Here is an 18,213-nt window from a genome sequence, read left to right on the forward strand (position 1 = left end):
GAACAAAATTCTTATGTAACGAAGAATTTTGTTCCCTTTTTTCTTAGCGGAATAATATTAAAATTTGATTTTCACCCGTGCGCTTTATAACGAAAAAGCCACTTTCGGATTTTGTAGCAATGCCATCGTTATTTGGACGACAATATCCATGCGTTTCGCAAGTGCCGTCATCACGTACTAACATTTGTCCAATTAATCCGACAGGAAGCCACTCGGTACGATCTTTTCTTGCTATATATTTGCAAGTCGGATCCCATCCTGTATTTAAAAGAGGTTGTATGTCTTGCGATTCCGTACGCACATATTGGCGTTTTCCAAAGTTATCTGTTTTATAGCGTTTTTGCCAACTTAAAGCACCGCTATTTCCTATAAGGGCAGGGGTTGCACTAGATATTCCTAAAATGAATGAATCGTTTGAAGTAGCGATCCGAATTTTTTCTTCGCTACTAAATGTAACGAAATAACCTACATCAATAAAATTATTGTCTGTTGTTTCAAACATTTGTGCAAAATCAGTTCCACTTGCATTGTAAGAAGCGCCATCAATATACATTTCCCCATTATGAGCAAGCCACTTTGCACCGATATTATGATCGGTTTCATTTGTGCCGTTTGCAATAAACCAAGAATAAGATTCTTCTGCTGTGCCGAAGCGCCCCATAATATGGCTACCTGCAAAATGAGCTGTTGATGTATGATTACCTTCCGCATGAGAAGAGAATCCGTTAGCGATAGTCGCGGTTCCTTCTGCATGTGCTGCTTCGCCTAAAGCGATTGTATGTTTACCTTCCGCATGAGAATAAGAGCCACCTGCTGTCGTTTCACTTCCTTCACTATGGGAACTATGTCCAGTTGCTTTCGTTTTTGATCCTTCCGCATGAGAGAAAGAAGCTTTTGCGTGTGTAAGAAGTCCTTCTGCATGTGAAGCTGTACCCTCTGCATTAGAGTGAAGCCCCTCTGCATGTGCATAACGTCCCCCTTTTTTTACTTTTGTATTTTCAGGTGTAGGAGTTTGAATTATGATCGTTTTTTCTGTTTGTATATCATTGGATGGTGCTAATGCTTCTCTTATTTTTTTCACTTGATTTATAATAGCAGCTGGAATTTCTGATTCTGCTTTTTTATTTATTGCTACAGGGATGTCTTCTTCTGTATTTTTCTCTGTTTGCTCAGAAGGCACAATCTGTTCAGTGTGAGTAGAAAGAGGTTTATTTTTTTGCTGCATCTTTGTTTTTCTATTATCGATTATGCGGCTCATTACAGCATTTTCTAAAGAGACATATTTTGGTTTAGCTTTGTTTTTGGGGGAAGCCCCTTGTCCGTCCGGTTCTTCTAAAGCTGCAGCTCGAATGCTGCACCAGTTGTTAATTCCGTACATGGGCAGATAAAAAGGCGGGCATTTTCTTTTTTGTTTAGAAGATTTTTTCTTCATTCTGTCACCTCCTGCGACAGTATATGCCGTGTAATTAAAAAAAGATGCACTTTATTGCATCTTTTTTTAATTACTTTACCTAGTTTTTATAGGAGAGCCGCCTAAATGATACGGTAATCCTCGTAATTTGTGAATGATATCTAAATAAGGATCGTTATGAAATTGGGCGAAATTTCTCAGGGACAAAAGACAGGGAGGAAGGGACGGAAACGGTCTCCATCTCAGGATAACGTAGTCCGGTTAGTTTGCCACCAAATACAGCGCCAGTGTCAATATTGACTGTATGATTTACGAAGCGAGGTTCTTTAACGGGTGTATGTCCATATACAATCCAAGCTTTTCCTTTATATTCTTGTGCCCAGTCGCGACGGACAGGAGAGCCGTCAGCATGTTTTTCTCCTGTAATATCGCCATATAATACAAAGGTTTGTACTTTTTTATCTTGTCTTCCTATGTAATCTTGCCGAATTCCAGCGTGACATACAATTAACCTTTTCTCATCGAGTACGTGATAAAAAGGAGAGTGCTCGTAAAGGGTGATAAATTTTTCTTTTATAATGTTTTGTTTATGAGAAGGCAGTGCTTCATATTCGGCAACAGTTGTTTCGAGTCCATGAGCGATTGTCACATTACGCCCAAGGAAAAAACGGTATAGTTTATTACAGTGATTTCCCGGAGCGTAATAAGCTACTTTTTTATTTATGACAAGTTCCCATACAATTTCAATCATACGTAATGAATGAGGGCCGCGATCTGTAATATCACCAACAAATGCAAGCTTACGTTGGTCAGGGTGAAACGGCAGGTCACTATTCCAGTTGTATCCGAGTTTCGTCGTTAAATCTTGAAACTCTTGAAAGCATCCATGAATATCCCCTATAATGTCAAATTTCATATTTAAACCTCCACCATATTTTTCATTAGTATATCTAAAAAAGGATAGAGATAAAAATATACTGTTTTTGTTCGTCATTTAAACATAAAGATTTTCGTTCTTGAGCGAACGTTTAAAACGAATCCAATCGCTATCATGTATGTGAGTAAGGAACTTCCTCCGTAGCTCATAAGGGGTAATGTAATTCCTGTAATAGGTAGTAATCCGATGGTCATCCCGATATTTTGAAATACTTGAAAAGTAAACATTCCGATTGTACCAGCACAGATGTAACTACCGAAAGGGTCATTACTTTCTAAAGCGATATGAATCATGCGGAAAATAAGTAGGAAAAAAAGTGAAATAATGACACTTGCGCCTAAAAAGCCGAATTGCTCAGCGACATTGGTGAAAATAAAATCTGTATGTGGTTCTGGAAAGTATACTTGTCCATTTTCCCAACCTTTTCCTTGCATTTCCCCTGATCCAGTAGCTAAGAAAGCTTGTCTTAATTGATAGCCTTGCGCATCATATTTGTATGGCGCTAACCAGCCGTAGAAGCGATTTAGTTGATATTCTTGTAAAATGTGTGCTTTAAAGAATTTTGTATGAGTAAAAAAAATATACGTTAATGTAACGCCAGCTGCAAAAATACCGGAAACTAATCCGAAAATAAACCGCCAACGTATACCAGAAACTAGTATCATTGCTGCGAGCATAGCTGAAATTACCATTGTGTTTCCTAAATCAGGTTCCTTTGCAATAAGTAGTAGGGGTGGCAAACTTGTTGCACATATTTTTCCGAGTAATAAAAAATCGCCGTGTATTGTTCGGAAAAAATGTTTCTCATTGTGATTTGCTATAATTCGTCCGGTGACGATAATTAAAAACAATTTCATAATTTCAGAAGGCTGGAAATTTCCGAAGCCTGGAAGCCTGTACCAAGCGGTCGCACCTTTTATTGTAACGGCACCTGGTACTTGAAGTTCTAGTCCAATTAGTAGTACCAATGCAAAGCTATATAAATACCAAGCAATTTTTTGATAACGATCGAAATCAATAATCATAATCATACCAATGGCTATAAATCCAATGAAGTACCATTGGATTTGCTTTAATACAAAATTTACGCTTTGCAAAAATGGTGGTAAAGAGGCTTGTGCACTTGCAATTGCAAAGCAACTAACAGTCCCAATGGCAAATAAGATGAATAGTAATACGTAGTCTATTTGATATTGAGAATTTGGATCTTTCAATGTATGTATTCCTTTCTATCGCCTAGTAAGTATATGGATCATGTCATGATAAAAATAATATACAAGCAGACTATGCATACATTTATTCCACTATTTGTGGGAAGTCATACATCACGAGGAAGGAATAGCTCCTCCCTTGTGATGGACTATATTGCACGGAGCTCTTTTGTAATGATATTTAAACAATAAGAAAGTCGTGCATGTGTATTTTTATCTGGAATGAGGTTTGGAAATAGATCGTAAAATTTGACCGCATTTTTATACCATCCGTAAGCTCTTATCAAACCTTTTTTATAATATTTAGTGTCTTGTAAGAAACCATACTTTTTCGAAGCTAAAACGAGCTGAGAAAAATCTTCACAGCCCTCAAGGAATTTGTGACGTACTTGCTGTCCAGTATGAAGACGGAATGAACTTAAGGGCTCAGTTATATACATCGCATCACCTTTTGAAAGTAAACTTAGCCAAGAGGCCATATCAACACTACAACCATATTTTCTGCCATGTAAAGTGCCGAAAGGTTCCGTTAATAGGCTTTTTCTAAAGAGTACGATTGTAGGCTCACCGATAATATTTTGTCCTGACATAAGCATACGGTTTCCAAAATCTTTCCCATTTAGTAGAGTATCTTCATCATATAATTTTTTCATGGAGGGATGTTGTTCAATTATATCTCCATTATCATCAATCCAAGCGCGATAGGATGTGATAAGTGCGAGATTTTTATTGAGGTCTTGTTGAAAATAAAACATCATTTTTTCGATTTTATTATTATAAAATGTATCATCGTCCATTAAGAAATTTATGTACTCTCCATTTGACTGTTCTAAGAGCATAAGGGCGTTATTAAATTGTCCTAGAGTAGAGGCATTTCGAATGTATGTTATATGTTTATGCTTATGTAAATAATGTCTGTATATTAATTTTTCTGTTTCATTATTTGTACTATCGTCCCCTATAATAATTTCAATATTTGAATACGTTTGCGCTAATGCACTTTCTAAAGCAATTTTAAAATAATGTGGTCGATTATAGGTGGGAATAAGGATGGAAACGAGAGGCGGATTTTTTATATTATTCATATACAACTACCTTTCAGAAGTTTTTTGTGTAAGAATAATATCTTGATAACTTGTGTGTTCAGTTCTGCTACACCATGAACCATAGTGAGGAGGGGACGGTATTTCTAACCCATATTTATTTAATAGGGTACGAATATCGTCCTCAGGATAGGCAACTGCGAAATTAGGGATATCTTTATTTAGAACATAACAATTGTCAATTTGATGATAAAAACCTAACGTACTTAGTCCTGCATTTAAATAATAGGATGATTCAGGGTTAATTAAAAAGAAAGTAATAAAACATCTCCCATCTTTTTTCAGAACTCGTGCGATCTCGCATACGTAATGTTCTAATTCTTTCGGAAGGAGATGGGTAAATACAGACGTTAAAAAAATAAAATCGAATGATTCATCTTCATATGGAAACTTGTATTGGGAAGCATCTTCTTTTCCATCGGGATTGTAGAATTGATTATATATATCGACATGTTCAAAATGGAAATTGTTACGGCGTGTAGAAATGTTATTTTTGCACCATGTAATCCCCGCATTGAATAAGTCAAATCCATAATAAGTACCTTCATCGCTTAAATAGTTCATTAATGGAACCGCCATTCGGCCAATGCCGCAGCCTACATCTAACACTGTTTCATTTGATTTTAAATTGCCAATTTCAATAAAATACTGCATAAACTCTTTTCCAACTTCTTCAAAATTACCACCTACATATTGAACGAGTTCTGGTGGTGGAATTAATGTGATTTTTTTCTCGTTTTCGTTCATACATTCACTCCGTCCTTGTAGTAAAGTAGGGGATTTCTATTGTATATATAAGTTAATCATTTATAGTGAGGGGAACTTTACACAATTAGTTTTTATGAATAAGTAGTGTAATAGGACCCCTCAAAAAATAAAGTTATATTCTATTCTTTTCGCCAATAAATACCGAAATCATCAATTTTAGTAATAGGAGCTTGTAAGTTTCTTTCCTTTCTGAAATCAATTACAGCCTCTGCACATGTTACCAATCCGTAATCATCAATAATAATATAGCCACCTGTTGAAACTTTATCGTATAAGTTTACAAGACTATCCATCGTTGATTCGTACATATCACCATCAAGGCGAGCAATTGCAATTTTTTCTACCGGTGCTGAAGGCAATGTATCTTTAAACCAACCCTTTAAAAATTTCACCTGATCATTTAATAAATCGTATTTTCTAAAGTTTTCTTGCACTGTTTCTAAAGAAACTCGTAAGTAATCGAATGTGTGCAAATAATCACCATAATCTTTCGGATATTGTTCTAAGTTAGGTGCTGGCAGACCTTCAAACGAATCGGCAACCCACACAGTACGATCCGTAATGTTGTTTGCTTGTAAAAAACCATTCATAAAAATGCATGATCCTCCGCGCCATACACCAGTTTCAATAAAATCACCTTCTATATTTTCCCTTACAACAGTTTCCATAGCCTCATGTAATTGATTCATACGTTTTCGGCCAACCATACTGTGTGCTGCTCTTGGCCAATCCTTGCCACCTTGACGCGCATTTTTTGAAACGTTAGGATCAACGATTTTTAAATTGTGATTTTCTACGTATTGCTTAAGAAATAAAGGAAGTGGAACTGTAACTGGTTCATATGATAGCTCTTTAGATATATGTAACGAAGCAGGTAAGTATGGTTCGTATTCTAACCATATTTCAAATAAAATTGTTTTCTTTAATAACTCGAGATAAAGCTGGACAGCTGATTTATTTTCCATATAAGTGCCTCCTGCGGAATGTCATACAACATTATGACTATGTAGAAAAGAAAGATTTAATGATTGAATTTAATAATGAAAAAGCAGTAAAACTGATATCAGTTTTACTGCTAAGTACAAAATTAAGCGATTTTTTCAATAATAATTGATGCACTTGTACCAAGAGCTAGTGATAATCCAATTCCTGTAACAATTGCTTCAACGAGTGATGGTGTTGTAGTAATTTGTGTAATGGCTTGGATAACGATAGGAGCTCCAAGTGAAATCAAGCTTGTGCCCGCACCTGGTACATTAACTCCATTAACTTGAATTCCAAGACTTCCTAATAAACTTACTGCCGCTGTATAAGCAATAACAGTAATTTTATAGAAACCAGTTTCACTAATTACGAAAGTATCGGCATCCATTTGAGAAATTGCTGTACCAAACTGAGATCCAACGGTATTAAATGGTACTGGATCATTAATTCCAAGAGCTAAAGAAACTGTAGCTGAGTTAAAGGCATATAATCCTGCTGGCAGTCCTAATCCAGATGGCCCAGTTGGTCCAGTTGGTCCAGTTGGTCCAGTCGGTCCGGTAGCGCCAGTCGGTCCAGTAGCACCAGTAGCACCAGTTGGCCCAGTCGGCCCAGTCGGCCCAGTTGGTCCAGTCGGTCCAGTCGGTCCAGTCGGTCCAGTCGGTCCAGTCGGCCCAGTCGGTCCAGTCGGCCCAGTCGGTCCAGTCGGTCCAGTTAGCCCAGTCGGTCCAGTTAGCCCAGTCGGTCCAGTCGGTCCAGTCGGTCCAGTCGGCCCAGTTGGTCCAGTTGGTCCAGTTGGTCCAGTCGGTCCAGAAGGTCCAGTTGGTACAGTTGGCCCAGTCGGCCCAGTTGGTCCAGTCGGTCCAGTCGGCCCGGTAGGAAGGGTAAACGGTGGTATTGGTGGTAATGTTGGTCCTACAAGATTAGGGTCAAATGCACTAGCTGATAAAGATTCATCGGGATTTAATCCATCTGAATAATTATTATTTGACATAAATTCACCTCCATAAAGCGTTCATTATATAGTAGATGCAAAACCGGAAGAAAATGACACGGACATTTGAATTATTGAAAAGAAATCTTAAACTGCTTGTGCAAGTTAAAAAAGTGGAAAGTTTATTGTATGTATAACATATGATTGATTTGGAAGAGGGTGATTATGTTGAACAAGCAAGGAATTACAATTAGTTTATGTATGATTGTTCGAGATGAGGAAGATACAATCGGTCGATGTTTAGACGCAGTAGAAAAAATCGTTGATGAAATTATTATAGTTGATACAGGTTCCATTGATCGAACGAAAGAAATTGTAGCTCAATATACCTCTAACATATATGACTTTCCATGGATTAATGATTTTGCGGCAGCTAGAAATTTTTCTTTTTCAAAAGCAACGCAAGAATATATATTATGGCTAGATGCTGATGATGTGTTATTAGAAGATGCTCAAGAGGCATTGAAGCTATTAAAAAAAGAATTAGATTCTAATGTGGATGCTGTTTCGATGCCTTATCATCTTGTAATGGATTCTAATGGGAAACCTTTATATTGTACAAAAAGATATCGGCTTGTAAAGCGTGAAAAAGAATTTCAATGGTTTGGAAAGGTGCATGAGTATTTAGCTATTTTTGGTGAGATTTTTAATAGTAATGTTGCGGTTACGCATAAAAAAGAAAAGAAAGTAACGAACCGCAATTTGAAAATTTTTCAGGATGCTGTAGCAGCTGGAGAAGAATTGAGTCCGAGAGATTTGTTTTATTACGCGAATGAATCTATGGATAATCAAAAATATGATGATGCAGTTTTACTTTATAAAACATTTCTTAATCAAGATGAAGGTTGGTATGAAGAGAAAATTTATGCATGTGGTAAATTAGGAGATTGCTATGCAAAGCTTGGAATGTGGGAGAAGGCAGTTGAATCTTGTGTAAAGTCATTTCGGTATGATGTCCCTAGAGGAGAGAATTGTACAAGAATAGGATATATATATATGGATCAACAAAAATACAATGAAGCAATTTTTTGGTTTAAACTTGCAACAGAAGTGACAATGGCAACAGAGAGTCCTTTTCACAGTCCAGCTAGCTACACATGGATTCCCTATTTACAAATGTGTATTTGTTATAGCAAGTTAGGCGAGCAAGATAAAGCTTATTATTACAATGAATTAGCAGCTTCTTATGTTCCAAATAATGCTGCAATTGAATATAACCGCAAATATTTTCGGAGTGTTTTTGATAAACAATATAAATCGTTATAGGTTGCGTTTTTCTAGAAATGATGTAGCACGATTCTAACTCTAATAGATTGGCTATATAGTAAAGTATCGGCAATGTAACCAGTACTGGTTATATCTATAGACTTTAGATGAGATTTATATTTCAAATTCAATTTGCATAAGGAGTGTGTAAAATGAATTCCCCAAAAAATTCTTTATACGAAGAAAAGTCCGGGCATTATTATAATGCAGTGAATCCGAATTTATTAAAGCATATAAAAAAGGAATGGAAAGAAGTTCTTGATATCGGTTGCTCGAGTGGTGCATTGGGAGCTGCCATAAAAGAAAATGGCACACGTGTATCAGGAATTGAGGCATTCCAAGAGGCGGCAGAACAAGCAAAAGAAAAACTAGATCATGTTGTTTTAGGTGATATAGAAACAATGGATATGCCGTATGAGGAGGAGCAATTTGATTGCGTTATATTTGGTGACGTACTAGAGCATTTATTTGATCCGTGGGCTGTAATAGAAAAAGTAAAACCATATATAAAGCAAAATGGTGTAATTTTGGCTAGTATCCCGAACGTTTCTCACATTTCAGTATTAGCGCCCCTACTCGCTGGAAATTGGACGTATACAGAATATGGTTTATTAGATAAAACACATATTCGTTTCTTTACATTTAATGAAATGCTACGAATGTTTTTAAAAGCAGGCTATTCAATTAGTAAAGTAGATCGTGTATATGTTGATCATAAAATGTATGAACCGCTTATTGAGGAATTATATGGAATTTGTAAAAAATATCGTCTTGGAAGTGGCTTCATGGCTGAGACGGTTGTATTTCAATATATTATTGAAGCAGAAAAATCACAATTATGAGTACGGCAGATAAAACAATATTATTTGTTACGTGTATAAATGATCGAAAAATGTATGCACAATGTGCGCGACATATATTACAATTGCCAGTTCCTCCAGGATATACGATACAGTTTATGCCGATTCGGAATGCGAAAAGTATGACGAGCGGATATAATCAAGCAATTTCGCATCCAGCAAAATATAAAGTGTATATACATCAAGATGTTTTCATTGTAAATGTAGGATTTTTATATGGATTACTTCAATTGTTTCAGGAACATGAGCATCTTGGAATGATCGGTATGGTTGGAGCCCAATATGTTCCTCCAAATGGAACATGGAATGTAGGCAGAGGAGTTGTTGGGAAAGTAATTGGTTATATGAATGATTTATATTATATGGCAAGTCAAGAAAAGCCGTACCATGAGTCAAAAACATTTATGCCTGTAGAATGTATTGATGGATTATTAATGGCAACGCAATACGATATTCCGTGGCGGGAAGACTTGTTTGATGGGTTTGATTTTTATGATGTATCTCAATCATTTGAATTTAGAAAAGCTGGCTATACAGTTGGGGTTCCTGTACAGCGTGATGCGTGGTGCATTCATTATCATATTGATGTGAATATGACCAACTATGAAAAGTACAGAAAGATATTTGTAGAGCACTATATGTCAGATGTAAATCAAGACGAATAGAGGGGCTACAAGATGAAGGATCATACAATATTAGTCGTTGTTTGTATAAATAATGAAGAGCTATTTGAACAATGCGAGAGACAAATACAAAACCTTTTTGTTCCCCCTGGTTATGTCGTACAAATTTTTCCGATACGAGATGCGAAAAGTATGGCAAGTGCATATAACCGAGCACTTTCATATCCCGCGAAGTATAAGGTTTATATACATCAAGATACTTATCTTATTAATCGAGAGATGTTTTATACACTCATTTCTCTTTTTAAAGATAATGAAAAACTTGGTTTAATTGGCGTAGCTGGTGCTCAATTTTTACCGAGCAACGGGATATGGTGGGAAGGAAAAAATTTGGTAGGGAAAGTGATTGAGTACAGAAGACAGAATTATCAATTATTAAATTTGGATCAGCTGTTTTATAAGAATCAATCATTTATGTCAGTTCAGGCAATTGATGGATTATTAATGGCCACACAATATGATATTCCATGGCGAGAAGACTTGTTTCAAGGATTCCACTTTTATGATGTGTCGCAGTCTTTAGAGTTTCAAAAGGCGGGTTATTTAATTGGTATCCCTAATCAAGCAAATTTATGGTGTATTCATTACAACGGGGATGAGTTTGATGCGGATACATATGAGAAGTATCGGAAAGTGTTTGTAGAACATTACAAAGATATACTATCTCCATCATAAGGGAGAGATGCAGGATGAAAGGAATTATTTTAGCAGGTGGAACTGGATCGAGATTATATCCAATAACGAAAGTAACAAATAAACATTTGCTTCCTGTTGGACGTTATCCAATGATATATCATGCGGTATATAAGCTAAAACAATGCGAGATTACAGATATTATGATTATTACAGGTAAAGAGCATATGGGAGATGTTGTTAGTTTTTTAGGAAGCGGTCAAGAGTTTGGCGTGTCCTTTACGTATCGTGTGCAAGATAAGGCTGGGGGAATTGCACAAGCATTAGGGCTTTGTGAGGATTTCGTCGGGAAAGATCGTATGGTAGTTATATTAGGGGATAATATTTTTTCAGATGATATTCGTCCGTACGTTGAAGAGTTTGCAAATCAAAAAGAAGGTGCGAAAGTACTGCTACAATCTGTAGATGATCCGGAGAGATTTGGTGTAGCAAATATTCAAAACCGAAAAATAATTGAAATTGAAGAAAAGCCGAAAGAGCCAAAAAGTTCCTATGCAGTTACAGGAATTTATTTGTATGATTCGAAAGTTTTTTCTTATATAAAAGAATTAAAACCTTCCGCGAGGGGAGAACTTGAAATTACAGATATCAATAATTGGTATTTAAAACGAGGGGTACTTACTTATAATGAAATGAGCGGTTGGTGGACTGATGCAGGAACTCATGGTTCACTTCAAAGGGCGAATACGTTAGCGCAGGATATAAACTTTGGGAAACAGTTTAACGGAGAATAGGTGAGAATATGAAAGTTGTAGAAACAAATTTTACCGACGCGAAATTGTTAGAACCGAGGTTGTTTGGAGATGAGCGTGGCTTTTTTACAGAAAGTTATAATAAGAAGGTGCTAGAAATATTAGGGATTACGTATTCGTTTGTACAGGATAATGTCTCTTATTCAGCTAGGTCGGGAACGATTCGAGGATTACACTTTCAAAAGAATCCGAAAGCACAAACGAAACTTATTCAAGTTATGCAAGGAGCAATTTATGACGTTATCGTTGATTTGCGAAAAGATTCATCAACGTTTAAACAGTGGAGAGGATATATTTTAAGCGCGGATAATCACCGGCAACTATTAGTGCCAAAAGGATTTGCACATGGTTTTTGTACACTTGTCCCGCATACTATTGTTATGTATAAAGTAGATGAGTATTATAGTGCCGAACATGACTCAGGGTTACTTTGGGAAGATAAAGAATTAGCAATTCCATGGCCGGTAACGAGTCCTATTTTGTCTGATAAAGATCGAATATTACCGTTACTTCAGGAATGTGAAGATAGCTTTTGAGTAGGAGAGTTGTTATATGAATATATTAGTAACAGGTGGGGCCGGATTTATTGGAAGTAATTTTGTTAATTACATGTTACAAAGATATGAAACATATAAAATTATTAATTTTGACGCATTAACATATAGCGGGAATTTAAATAATGTGAAGTCTCTTCAAGGGCATCCGAATTACTCTTTTGTAAAAGGGGAAATTCAAAATGGAGAGCTGCTAGAGCATGTCATAAAAGAGCGAGACGTCCATGTGATTGTAAATTTCGCAGCTGAATCACATGTGGACCGTAGTATTGAAAATCCGATCCCTTTTTATGATACAAATGTAATTGGGACAGTCACCTTATTAGAATTAGTAAAAAAATATCCACATATCAAACTCGTGCAAGTATCAACAGATGAGGTGTACGGCTCTTTAGGGAAGACAGGGCGATTTACCGAGGAAACCCCGTTAGCTCCAAATAGTCCATACTCTTCAAGCAAGGCGAGCGCCGACATGATAGCTTTATCTTATTATAAAACATATCAATTACCAGTTATAGTAACGCGTTGCTCCAATAACTATGGGCCGTATCAATATCCTGAAAAGTTAATTCCGTTAATGGTTACGAATGCGCTGGAAGGAAAAAAACTACCGTTATATGGCGATGGATTAAATGTAAGAGATTGGTTACATGTAACGGATCATTGTAGTGCGATTGACGTTGTTCTGCATAAGGGACGTATAGGAGAAGTATATAATATAGGTGGAAATAATGAAAAAACGAATATAGATGTTGTGGAACAAATTATCTCTCTCTTAGGAAAAACGAAAGAAGATATTGCGTATATTACAGATCGTTTAGGTCATGATCGTCGTTATGCGATTGATGCACAAAAGATGAAGAATGAGCTCGGTTGGGAACCGCAGTATACGTTTGAACAGGGGCTAAAAGAAACGGTGGAATGGTATGAACATCATATAGAATGGTGGAAACCACTAAAAGAAAAATAAGGGGCATATAAATGAAAGAACGGATTATCATAACGGGAGCAAATGGTCAATTGGGAAAGCAACTACAAGAAGAGTTAAATCCTGAAGAATATGACATATATCCATTTGATAAAAAGTTACTAGATATAACAAATATATCCCGAATGCAGCAAGTGGTACAAGAGATAAGGCCACATATAATTATTCATTGTGCAGCGTATACGAAGGTTGATCATGCTGAGAAAGAACAAGACCTTGCTTATGTAATAAATGCAATAGGAGCTCGCAATGTAGCGGTTTCTTCACAATTAGTAGGGGCAAAGTTAGTTTATATTAGTACCGATTATGTATTTCAAGGTGACAGACCAGATGGCTATCATGAGTTTCATAATCCATCACCGATAAATGTATACGGGGCTTCTAAGTATGCGGGAGAGCAGTTTGTCAAAGAGTTACATAATAAATATTTTATCGTTCGAACATCGTGGTTATATGGTAAGTATGGAAACAATTTTGTGAAAACGATGATGCGGTTAGGAAAAGAAAGAGCAGAATTATCTGTTGTAGCGGATCAAATTGGTTCTCCTACTTATGTGGCGGATTTAAATGTGATGATTAATAAGCTCATTCACACTTCTTTATACGGTACGTATCATGTATCAAATAGAGGCTCATGTTCTTGGTTTGAATTTGCAAAAAAAATATTCTCGGATGCAAATATGAAAGTGAATGTATTACCTGTTTCAACCGAAGAATTTGGAGCGGCGGCAGCGAGACCGAAATATTCTGTTTTCCAACATAACATGCTACGATTAAATGGTTTTTCACAAATGCCTTCTTGGGAAGAAGGATTAGAGCGGTTTTTTATAGAAACAAAAAGTCATTAACAAAATTTAAGTTAATGACTTTTTTGTTTGCCTTTAAGAGGTTTTATGGTACTATAATTATAGTATCAGGTACTAATAACAAGTATAAGTAATTCTGGGAGGATATATCATGGAACTATTACAAGGGAAAACATTTGTTGTTATGGGCGTTGCGAACCAAAGAAGTATTGCGTGGGGAATTGCTCGCTCTTTGCATAATGCAGGTGCAAAATTAATATTCACATATGCAGGAGAACGTTTAGAAAGAAACGTTCGTGAATTAGCGGACACATTAGAAGGACAAGAATCACTTGTATTACCTTGTGATGTAACAAATGATGAAGAACTTACAGCTTGCTTTGAAACAATCAAGCAAGAGGTTGGTACAATTCACGGTGTTGCACACTGTATTGCTTTTGCAAATCGTGATGATTTAAAAGGTGAATTTGTAGATACTTCTCGCGATGGATTTTTACTTGCACAAAATATTAGTGCATTCTCTTTAACAGCTGTAGCAAGAGAAGCGAAGAAAGTAATGACAGAAGGCGGAAATATTTTAACGTTAACATACCTTGGCGGCGAGCGCGTTGTGAAAAACTATAACGTTATGGGTGTTGCGAAAGCTTCATTAGAGGCGAGTGTAAAATATTTAGCTAACGATTTAGGCCAACATGGCATTCGCGTTAACGCTATTTCTGCAGGACCAATTCGTACGTTATCTGCAAAAGGTGTAGGCGACTTTAACTCAATCTTAAGAGAAATTGAGGAGCGCGCACCACTTCGTCGTACAACAACTCCAGAAGAAGTTGGGGATACAGCAGTATTCTTATTCAGTGATTTAGCACGCGGCGTAACAGGAGAAAACATTCACGTTGATTCAGGGTATCATATCCTAGGATAAATATAATTTTAATTTTTAAAGGACAATCTCTAAATGTTGAGATTGTCCTTTTTATTTGTTCTTAGAAAGAATGATTTTTAACGAAAGTTCTTACCACGTTATGAATATAACTATAATAGTACACGATTTATTCAGCTACGTATGGAAGTGGGAGGGACGAGTGTGAAGAATAAAAATAAAAGTTCAACAGTTGGAAAACCGTTGTTATATATTGCGCAAGTAAGTATGGAACTTGCTGCACCGAAAATAAAAAGGATTATCTTAACAAACTTTGAAAATGAGGATCGAAAAGAGCGAAGTAATAGAAACGAAAATGCTGTAAGTAGTGCTGTGGAAGAAGTAATAGAACAACAAGAAGAGCAACAAGAAGAACAAGTAGAAGAAAAAATAGAAGAAGAGGAACAAGTACAAGAACAGCAAGAGCCAGTTAGAACTGTTCCGTATAATAAATCATTTAAGGATATGAATAATGATGAGAAAATTCATTTCTTATTAAACCGTCCTCATTACATTCCGAAAGTAAGGTGCAGAATAAAAACGGCTACAGTTTCTTATATTGGATCAATCATATCGTATCGTAATGGCATTGTATCCATTATGCCGCAAAATAGTATGAGAGATATTAAGTTGTCTATAGATGATATCCAATCGATTAGTATGGCCGGCTTTTAAATATGTAAAGGTGGTAGAAATCTTCTACCACCCCAATAGTTTTTTAGTTTACTTCACTTATTAGATAGAAACGTCGCGTAAGCACTGAATCGCACAGAAGCAGCTTAAATCAACAGTAAGACAAGTGTTAGTCGATACTAATCTTGCATTTGGTACAGCTAAAAACGTACAAATTGGATCATTATCAGGTGGTACAGGAGAAGTATCACCTAATACTACAGTTAATACACGTAATACAGCACAGCTATCATCATCTACACTTTCCACACGGAAAATTGGAGATCGGCAGCTTGAAAGGCTTGCAGTTGGTGCAAATGCTTCAAAAGGTTCTCCAGTTTTTGTGTATAAAATAAAAGGGCGTGTATTTGCTACTGAAGCACTATTGTGTGCTCCTAAAAATGGAATTTCACAACCAGATCCACACGTTGTTGTAGAACAATCTTGTAATTCATTGATGAATTTTACAACGTCAACTACACAATGAGAAGAGCCATGGTGTTTATTTTCGTTACAACTCATTAATGTCACTCCTTATCTTCTTGTTTGTATTTACATTAATAAGATATTGGAGTCGAGGAGATTTGGTCACAATCTCAAGAGCTTTTTTTTTAAATAGGCGAAAGAAGATAAGGGAAGGTGGAATCATGCTGTTTACAAGTTGGCTTTTATTTTTCATTTTCGCGTTAGCTGCTTTTAGGCTCACCCGTTTAATTGTTTATGATAAAATTACAGCTTTTTTGCGAAGACCGTTTATTGATGAATTAGAGATTACAGAGCCGGATGGAAGTGTATCAACTTTTACAAAAGTAAAAGGTAAAGGATTAAGAAAATGGATTGGAGAATTATTAAGCTGTTATTGGTGTACAGGTGTATGGGTTAGTGCTTTTTTATTAGTTTTATATAATTGGATTCCTATCGTTGCAGAGCCGTTACTTGCATTATTAGCTATTGCAGGAGCAGCAGCAATCATTGAAACGATTACAGGATACTTTATAGGAGAATAATATATTTTCATAATACGAGAAAAAGCGGAGTTTAAAAGAATGAGGGAACGGAAATAAAAAGTTGTTCATATAGTAAATAGACAGAATTGACAGTAGAGGAGATGTTTGCTGTGAGTAATAGTCCAAGGCAAAATTCATATGACCTGCAGCAATGGTATCATATACAGCAACAACACCAAGCACAACAACAGGCATACCAAGAACAATTACAACAACAAGGATTTGTGAAGAAAAAGGGATGTAATTGCGGGAAAAAGAAGAACACAATAAAACATTATGAAGAATGAAACACTCATATTACTGTGAGTGTTTTTTATTATAAATATAAAAAGCGGTATTTCTAAGGAAGAAATACCGCTTTTTACTAGCTAATTTGTGCAACTGTTAATGCTGCAGCACGGATGTCTACAGTTCCAATTAACTCAACTGGTACAATTTGAATTAAATCGCCAGGGTTTAAGTTAATCAGAATAACACCACTGGATACGTCTACTTCACCAGTACCAATAACGTTAGAACGAACTGCTGTACCTGATCCAGGAATAATGTTAGCTGGCGTACCTAATGATAAGAAGAAACGACCAGCTTCTGGTGCAACAGGTGAGTTATCAAGACTAATTGTTAATGTATAACTGATTTGATAAATACCAGCTCGTAGAATTCGAATGCCATCTCCGACACTTACTGTATCATTTATTACAGGAACAGTAATATTTGGGTTTGGACTTACGCTAGGTAATAGTAATGGTGTGAATAATGAAGCGAACTGAGGGGCAGAAGCGTTGAAAGCAAAACCGAAGGCAGGTAGTGTACTAGCTGGTTTCGCCTCACAATCGATTTTAGTAAATTCGCAATCAGAAGAGAACATGTTTTTCACTCCTTTATCTGTTTCTACTTTCAGTTAATGAAAAGGACAGGTTCTATGTTCTAGACAAGTTCCCAATTTTATAAAAAATACATAATAATACCTTTTAAGCATGGATTGGGTGGCAGAAAATTCTGCCACCCAATCCATGCTTAACTCATTATTTAGTTTTAAATCGTAACATCACGTAAGCATTGAATAGCGCAGAAGCAACTTAAATCAACAGTAAGACAAGTGTTGGTCGATATTAATCTTGCATTTGGTACAGCTAAAAAAGTACAAATTGGATCATTATCAGGTGGTACAGGAGAAGTATCACCTAATACTACAGTTAATACACGCAATACAGCACAGTCGTCATCATCTATACTCTCGACACGGAAAATTGGAGATCGGCAGCTAGAAAGGCTTGCAGTTGGTGCAAATGCTTCAAAAGGTTCTCCAGTTTTTGTGTATAAAATAAAAGGGCGTGTATTTGCTACAGATGTACTATTATGTGCTCCTAAAAATGGAACTTCGCAACCAGATCCACAGGTTGTGGTTGCACATTCCTGTAATTCATGTATAAAACGAACGACATTTGATACACAGTTGAAATCACAATCGTGATGATGATGATGATGGTCTTCGTTACAATTGCAGCTCATTATGTTCACTCCTTATCGTGAGTTCTGACATACACTATTACAATATGAATGAGATATGGTTGATATTACGTTAATTATCATGACGAAAACAGGTAA

General features: G+C 36.3%; 22 protein-coding genes. 12 read left to right on the forward strand and 10 right to left on the reverse strand.

Annotated elements, in window-relative coordinates:
* Positions 1–43 precede the first annotated feature (43 nt).
* From AC3WTA_RS13675 to AC3WTA_RS13705, 7 genes are all read right to left on the reverse strand, one after another.
* Positions 44–1,432, reverse strand: coding sequence for a peptidase G2 autoproteolytic cleavage domain-containing protein (locus AC3WTA_RS13675; protein ID WP_000730491.1), 1,389 nt, complete (start codon positions 1,430–1,432; stop codon positions 44–46).
* A 154-nt stretch (positions 1,433–1,586) separates the two neighbouring features.
* A complete protein-coding gene (gene prpE, locus AC3WTA_RS13680; protein ID WP_000667004.1) occupies positions 1,587–2,327 on the reverse strand; it encodes a bis(5'-nucleosyl)-tetraphosphatase PrpE in 741 nt (246 codons plus the stop codon).
* Positions 2,328–2,401: 74 nt separating this feature from the next.
* Complete coding sequence (locus tag AC3WTA_RS13685) at positions 2,402–3,562, reverse strand: FtsW/RodA/SpoVE family cell cycle protein (protein ID WP_000654714.1); 1,161 nt, start codon at positions 3,560–3,562, stop codon at positions 2,402–2,404.
* Positions 3,563–3,708: 146 nt separating this feature from the next.
* Positions 3,709–4,644 (reverse strand): glycosyltransferase family 2 protein, encoded by a 936-nt coding sequence (locus tag AC3WTA_RS13690; protein ID WP_001059625.1) that lies wholly within the window; start codon positions 4,642–4,644, stop codon positions 3,709–3,711.
* A gap of 6 nt (positions 4,645–4,650) precedes the next feature.
* The gene (locus AC3WTA_RS13695; RefSeq protein ID WP_001004746.1) at positions 4,651–5,409 is read right to left on the reverse strand and encodes a class I SAM-dependent methyltransferase; all 759 of its coding nucleotides are present in this window, start codon (positions 5,407–5,409) and stop codon (positions 4,651–4,653) included.
* 140 nt (positions 5,410–5,549) lie between these two features.
* A complete protein-coding gene (locus AC3WTA_RS13700) occupies positions 5,550–6,395 on the reverse strand; it encodes a TylF/MycF family methyltransferase (RefSeq protein WP_000428853.1) in 846 nt (281 codons plus the stop codon).
* 122 nt (positions 6,396–6,517) lie between these two features.
* On the reverse strand, positions 6,518–7,405 hold the full coding sequence (locus AC3WTA_RS13705; protein WP_492332909.1) for a BclA C-terminal domain-containing protein: 888 nt from the start codon (positions 7,403–7,405) through the stop codon (positions 6,518–6,520).
* A 165-nt stretch (positions 7,406–7,570) separates the two neighbouring features.
* Between AC3WTA_RS13705 and AC3WTA_RS13710 the strand changes: the two genes are divergently transcribed.
* The 10 genes from AC3WTA_RS13710 to AC3WTA_RS13755 all read left to right on the forward strand — a co-directional run bounded on the left by AC3WTA_RS13710 (position 7,571) and on the right by AC3WTA_RS13755 (position 15,601).
* Positions 7,571–8,671: a glycosyltransferase gene (locus AC3WTA_RS13710; RefSeq protein WP_000932898.1), complete on the forward strand. Its 1,101-nt coding sequence runs from the start codon at positions 7,571–7,573 to the stop codon at positions 8,669–8,671.
* Positions 8,672–8,823: 152 nt separating this feature from the next.
* Positions 8,824–9,513 carry a class I SAM-dependent methyltransferase gene (locus AC3WTA_RS13715; protein WP_001087871.1) on the forward strand — a complete coding sequence of 230 codons (690 nt, stop codon included), beginning with the start codon at positions 8,824–8,826 and terminating at the stop codon, positions 9,511–9,513.
* Entirely contained in the window at positions 9,510–10,196 is a 687-nt protein-coding gene (locus AC3WTA_RS13720) for a glycosyltransferase family protein (protein WP_000100683.1), read from the forward strand. The genes AC3WTA_RS13715 and AC3WTA_RS13720 overlap by 4 nt, the downstream gene beginning before the upstream one ends.
* A gap of 12 nt (positions 10,197–10,208) precedes the next feature.
* Positions 10,209–10,889 (forward strand): glycosyltransferase family protein, encoded by a 681-nt coding sequence (locus AC3WTA_RS13725; protein ID WP_000651509.1) that lies wholly within the window; start codon positions 10,209–10,211, stop codon positions 10,887–10,889.
* Positions 10,890–10,903: 14 nt separating this feature from the next.
* Positions 10,904–11,641, forward strand: coding sequence for a sugar phosphate nucleotidyltransferase (locus tag AC3WTA_RS13730; RefSeq protein WP_000676171.1), 738 nt, complete (start codon positions 10,904–10,906; stop codon positions 11,639–11,641).
* 8 nt (positions 11,642–11,649) lie between these two features.
* Positions 11,650–12,195, forward strand: coding sequence for a dTDP-4-dehydrorhamnose 3,5-epimerase (gene rfbC, locus AC3WTA_RS13735; protein WP_000869423.1), 546 nt, complete (start codon positions 11,650–11,652; stop codon positions 12,193–12,195).
* Between the two features lie 16 nt (positions 12,196–12,211).
* Positions 12,212–13,183, forward strand: coding sequence for a dTDP-glucose 4,6-dehydratase (gene rfbB, locus AC3WTA_RS13740; protein WP_070168548.1), 972 nt, complete (start codon positions 12,212–12,214; stop codon positions 13,181–13,183).
* An 11-nt stretch (positions 13,184–13,194) separates the two neighbouring features.
* Entirely contained in the window at positions 13,195–14,049 is an 855-nt protein-coding gene (rfbD, locus tag AC3WTA_RS13745) for a dTDP-4-dehydrorhamnose reductase (protein ID WP_000664405.1), read from the forward strand.
* Positions 14,050–14,158: 109 nt separating this feature from the next.
* Positions 14,159–14,929: an enoyl-ACP reductase FabI gene (gene fabI, locus AC3WTA_RS13750; RefSeq protein ID WP_000421885.1), complete on the forward strand. Its 771-nt coding sequence runs from the start codon at positions 14,159–14,161 to the stop codon at positions 14,927–14,929.
* Between the two features lie 141 nt (positions 14,930–15,070).
* Positions 15,071–15,601: a spore coat CotO family protein gene (locus AC3WTA_RS13755; RefSeq protein WP_070168550.1), complete on the forward strand. Its 531-nt coding sequence runs from the start codon at positions 15,071–15,073 to the stop codon at positions 15,599–15,601.
* 60 nt (positions 15,602–15,661) lie between these two features.
* On the opposite strand, the gene exsY is transcribed toward AC3WTA_RS13755, so the two are convergent.
* Entirely contained in the window at positions 15,662–16,120 is a 459-nt protein-coding gene (gene exsY, locus AC3WTA_RS13760; RefSeq protein ID WP_001277728.1) for an exosporium assembly protein ExsY, read from the reverse strand.
* A gap of 125 nt (positions 16,121–16,245) precedes the next feature.
* Between exsY and AC3WTA_RS13765 the strand changes: the two genes are divergently transcribed.
* The gene (locus AC3WTA_RS13765; RefSeq protein WP_000899661.1) at positions 16,246–16,605 is read left to right on the forward strand and encodes a DUF1360 domain-containing protein; all 360 of its coding nucleotides are present in this window, start codon (positions 16,246–16,248) and stop codon (positions 16,603–16,605) included.
* A gap of 101 nt (positions 16,606–16,706) precedes the next feature.
* Positions 16,707–16,892, forward strand: coding sequence for a hypothetical protein (locus AC3WTA_RS13770; protein WP_033657682.1), 186 nt, complete (start codon positions 16,707–16,709; stop codon positions 16,890–16,892).
* A 77-nt stretch (positions 16,893–16,969) separates the two neighbouring features.
* Here the strand turns inward: AC3WTA_RS13770 and exsF are convergent, their stop codons facing one another.
* Positions 16,970–17,473 carry an exosporium protein ExsF gene (gene exsF, locus AC3WTA_RS13775; protein ID WP_000492937.1) on the reverse strand — a complete coding sequence of 168 codons (504 nt, stop codon included), beginning with the start codon at positions 17,471–17,473 and terminating at the stop codon, positions 16,970–16,972.
* A 167-nt stretch (positions 17,474–17,640) separates the two neighbouring features.
* Positions 17,641–18,117 carry a spore coat protein CotY gene (cotY, locus tag AC3WTA_RS13780; protein ID WP_002096791.1) on the reverse strand — a complete coding sequence of 159 codons (477 nt, stop codon included), beginning with the start codon at positions 18,115–18,117 and terminating at the stop codon, positions 17,641–17,643.
* Positions 18,118–18,213: the final 96 nt, after the last annotated feature.

The organism is Bacillus sp. EB106-07-01-XG149 (assembly GCF_058791555.1).

Coding starts and splice junctions, on each gene's coding strand:
- AC3WTA_RS13675 (WP_000730491.1), bottom strand. CDS start 1,432: ATGAAGAAAAAATCTTCTAAACAAAAAAGAAAATGCCCGCCTTTTTAT.
- prpE (WP_000667004.1), bottom strand. CDS start 2,327: ATGAAATTTGACATTATAGGGGATATTCATGGATGCTTTCAAGAGTTT.
- AC3WTA_RS13690 (WP_001059625.1), bottom strand. CDS start 4,644: ATGAATAATATAAAAAATCCGCCTCTCGTTTCCATCCTTATTCCCACC.
- AC3WTA_RS13695 (WP_001004746.1), bottom strand. CDS start 5,409: ATGAACGAAAACGAGAAAAAAATCACATTAATTCCACCACCAGAACTC.
- AC3WTA_RS13700 (WP_000428853.1), bottom strand. CDS start 6,395: ATGGAAAATAAATCAGCTGTCCAGCTTTATCTCGAGTTATTAAAGAAA.
- AC3WTA_RS13705 (WP_492332909.1), bottom strand. CDS start 7,405: ATGTCAAATAATAATTATTCAGATGGATTAAATCCCGATGAATCTTTA.
- AC3WTA_RS13710 (WP_000932898.1), top strand. CDS start 7,571: ATGTTGAACAAGCAAGGAATTACAATTAGTTTATGTATGATTGTTCGA.
- AC3WTA_RS13715 (WP_001087871.1), top strand. CDS start 8,824: ATGAATTCCCCAAAAAATTCTTTATACGAAGAAAAGTCCGGGCATTAT.
- AC3WTA_RS13720 (WP_000100683.1), top strand. CDS start 9,510: ATGAGTACGGCAGATAAAACAATATTATTTGTTACGTGTATAAATGAT.
- AC3WTA_RS13725 (WP_000651509.1), top strand. CDS start 10,209: ATGAAGGATCATACAATATTAGTCGTTGTTTGTATAAATAATGAAGAG.
- AC3WTA_RS13730 (WP_000676171.1), top strand. CDS start 10,904: ATGAAAGGAATTATTTTAGCAGGTGGAACTGGATCGAGATTATATCCA.
- rfbC (WP_000869423.1), top strand. CDS start 11,650: ATGAAAGTTGTAGAAACAAATTTTACCGACGCGAAATTGTTAGAACCG.
- rfbB (WP_070168548.1), top strand. CDS start 12,212: ATGAATATATTAGTAACAGGTGGGGCCGGATTTATTGGAAGTAATTTT.
- rfbD (WP_000664405.1), top strand. CDS start 13,195: ATGAAAGAACGGATTATCATAACGGGAGCAAATGGTCAATTGGGAAAG.
- fabI (WP_000421885.1), top strand. CDS start 14,159: ATGGAACTATTACAAGGGAAAACATTTGTTGTTATGGGCGTTGCGAAC.
- AC3WTA_RS13755 (WP_070168550.1), top strand. CDS start 15,071: ATGGAAGTGGGAGGGACGAGTGTGAAGAATAAAAATAAAAGTTCAACA.
- exsY (WP_001277728.1), bottom strand. CDS start 16,120: ATGAGTTGTAACGAAAATAAACACCATGGCTCTTCTCATTGTGTAGTT.
- AC3WTA_RS13765 (WP_000899661.1), top strand. CDS start 16,246: ATGCTGTTTACAAGTTGGCTTTTATTTTTCATTTTCGCGTTAGCTGCT.
- AC3WTA_RS13770 (WP_033657682.1), top strand. CDS start 16,707: ATGTTTGCTGTGAGTAATAGTCCAAGGCAAAATTCATATGACCTGCAG.
- exsF (WP_000492937.1), bottom strand. CDS start 17,473: ATGTTCTCTTCTGATTGCGAATTTACTAAAATCGATTGTGAGGCGAAA.
- cotY (WP_002096791.1), bottom strand. CDS start 18,117: ATGAGCTGCAATTGTAACGAAGACCATCATCATCATCATCACGATTGT.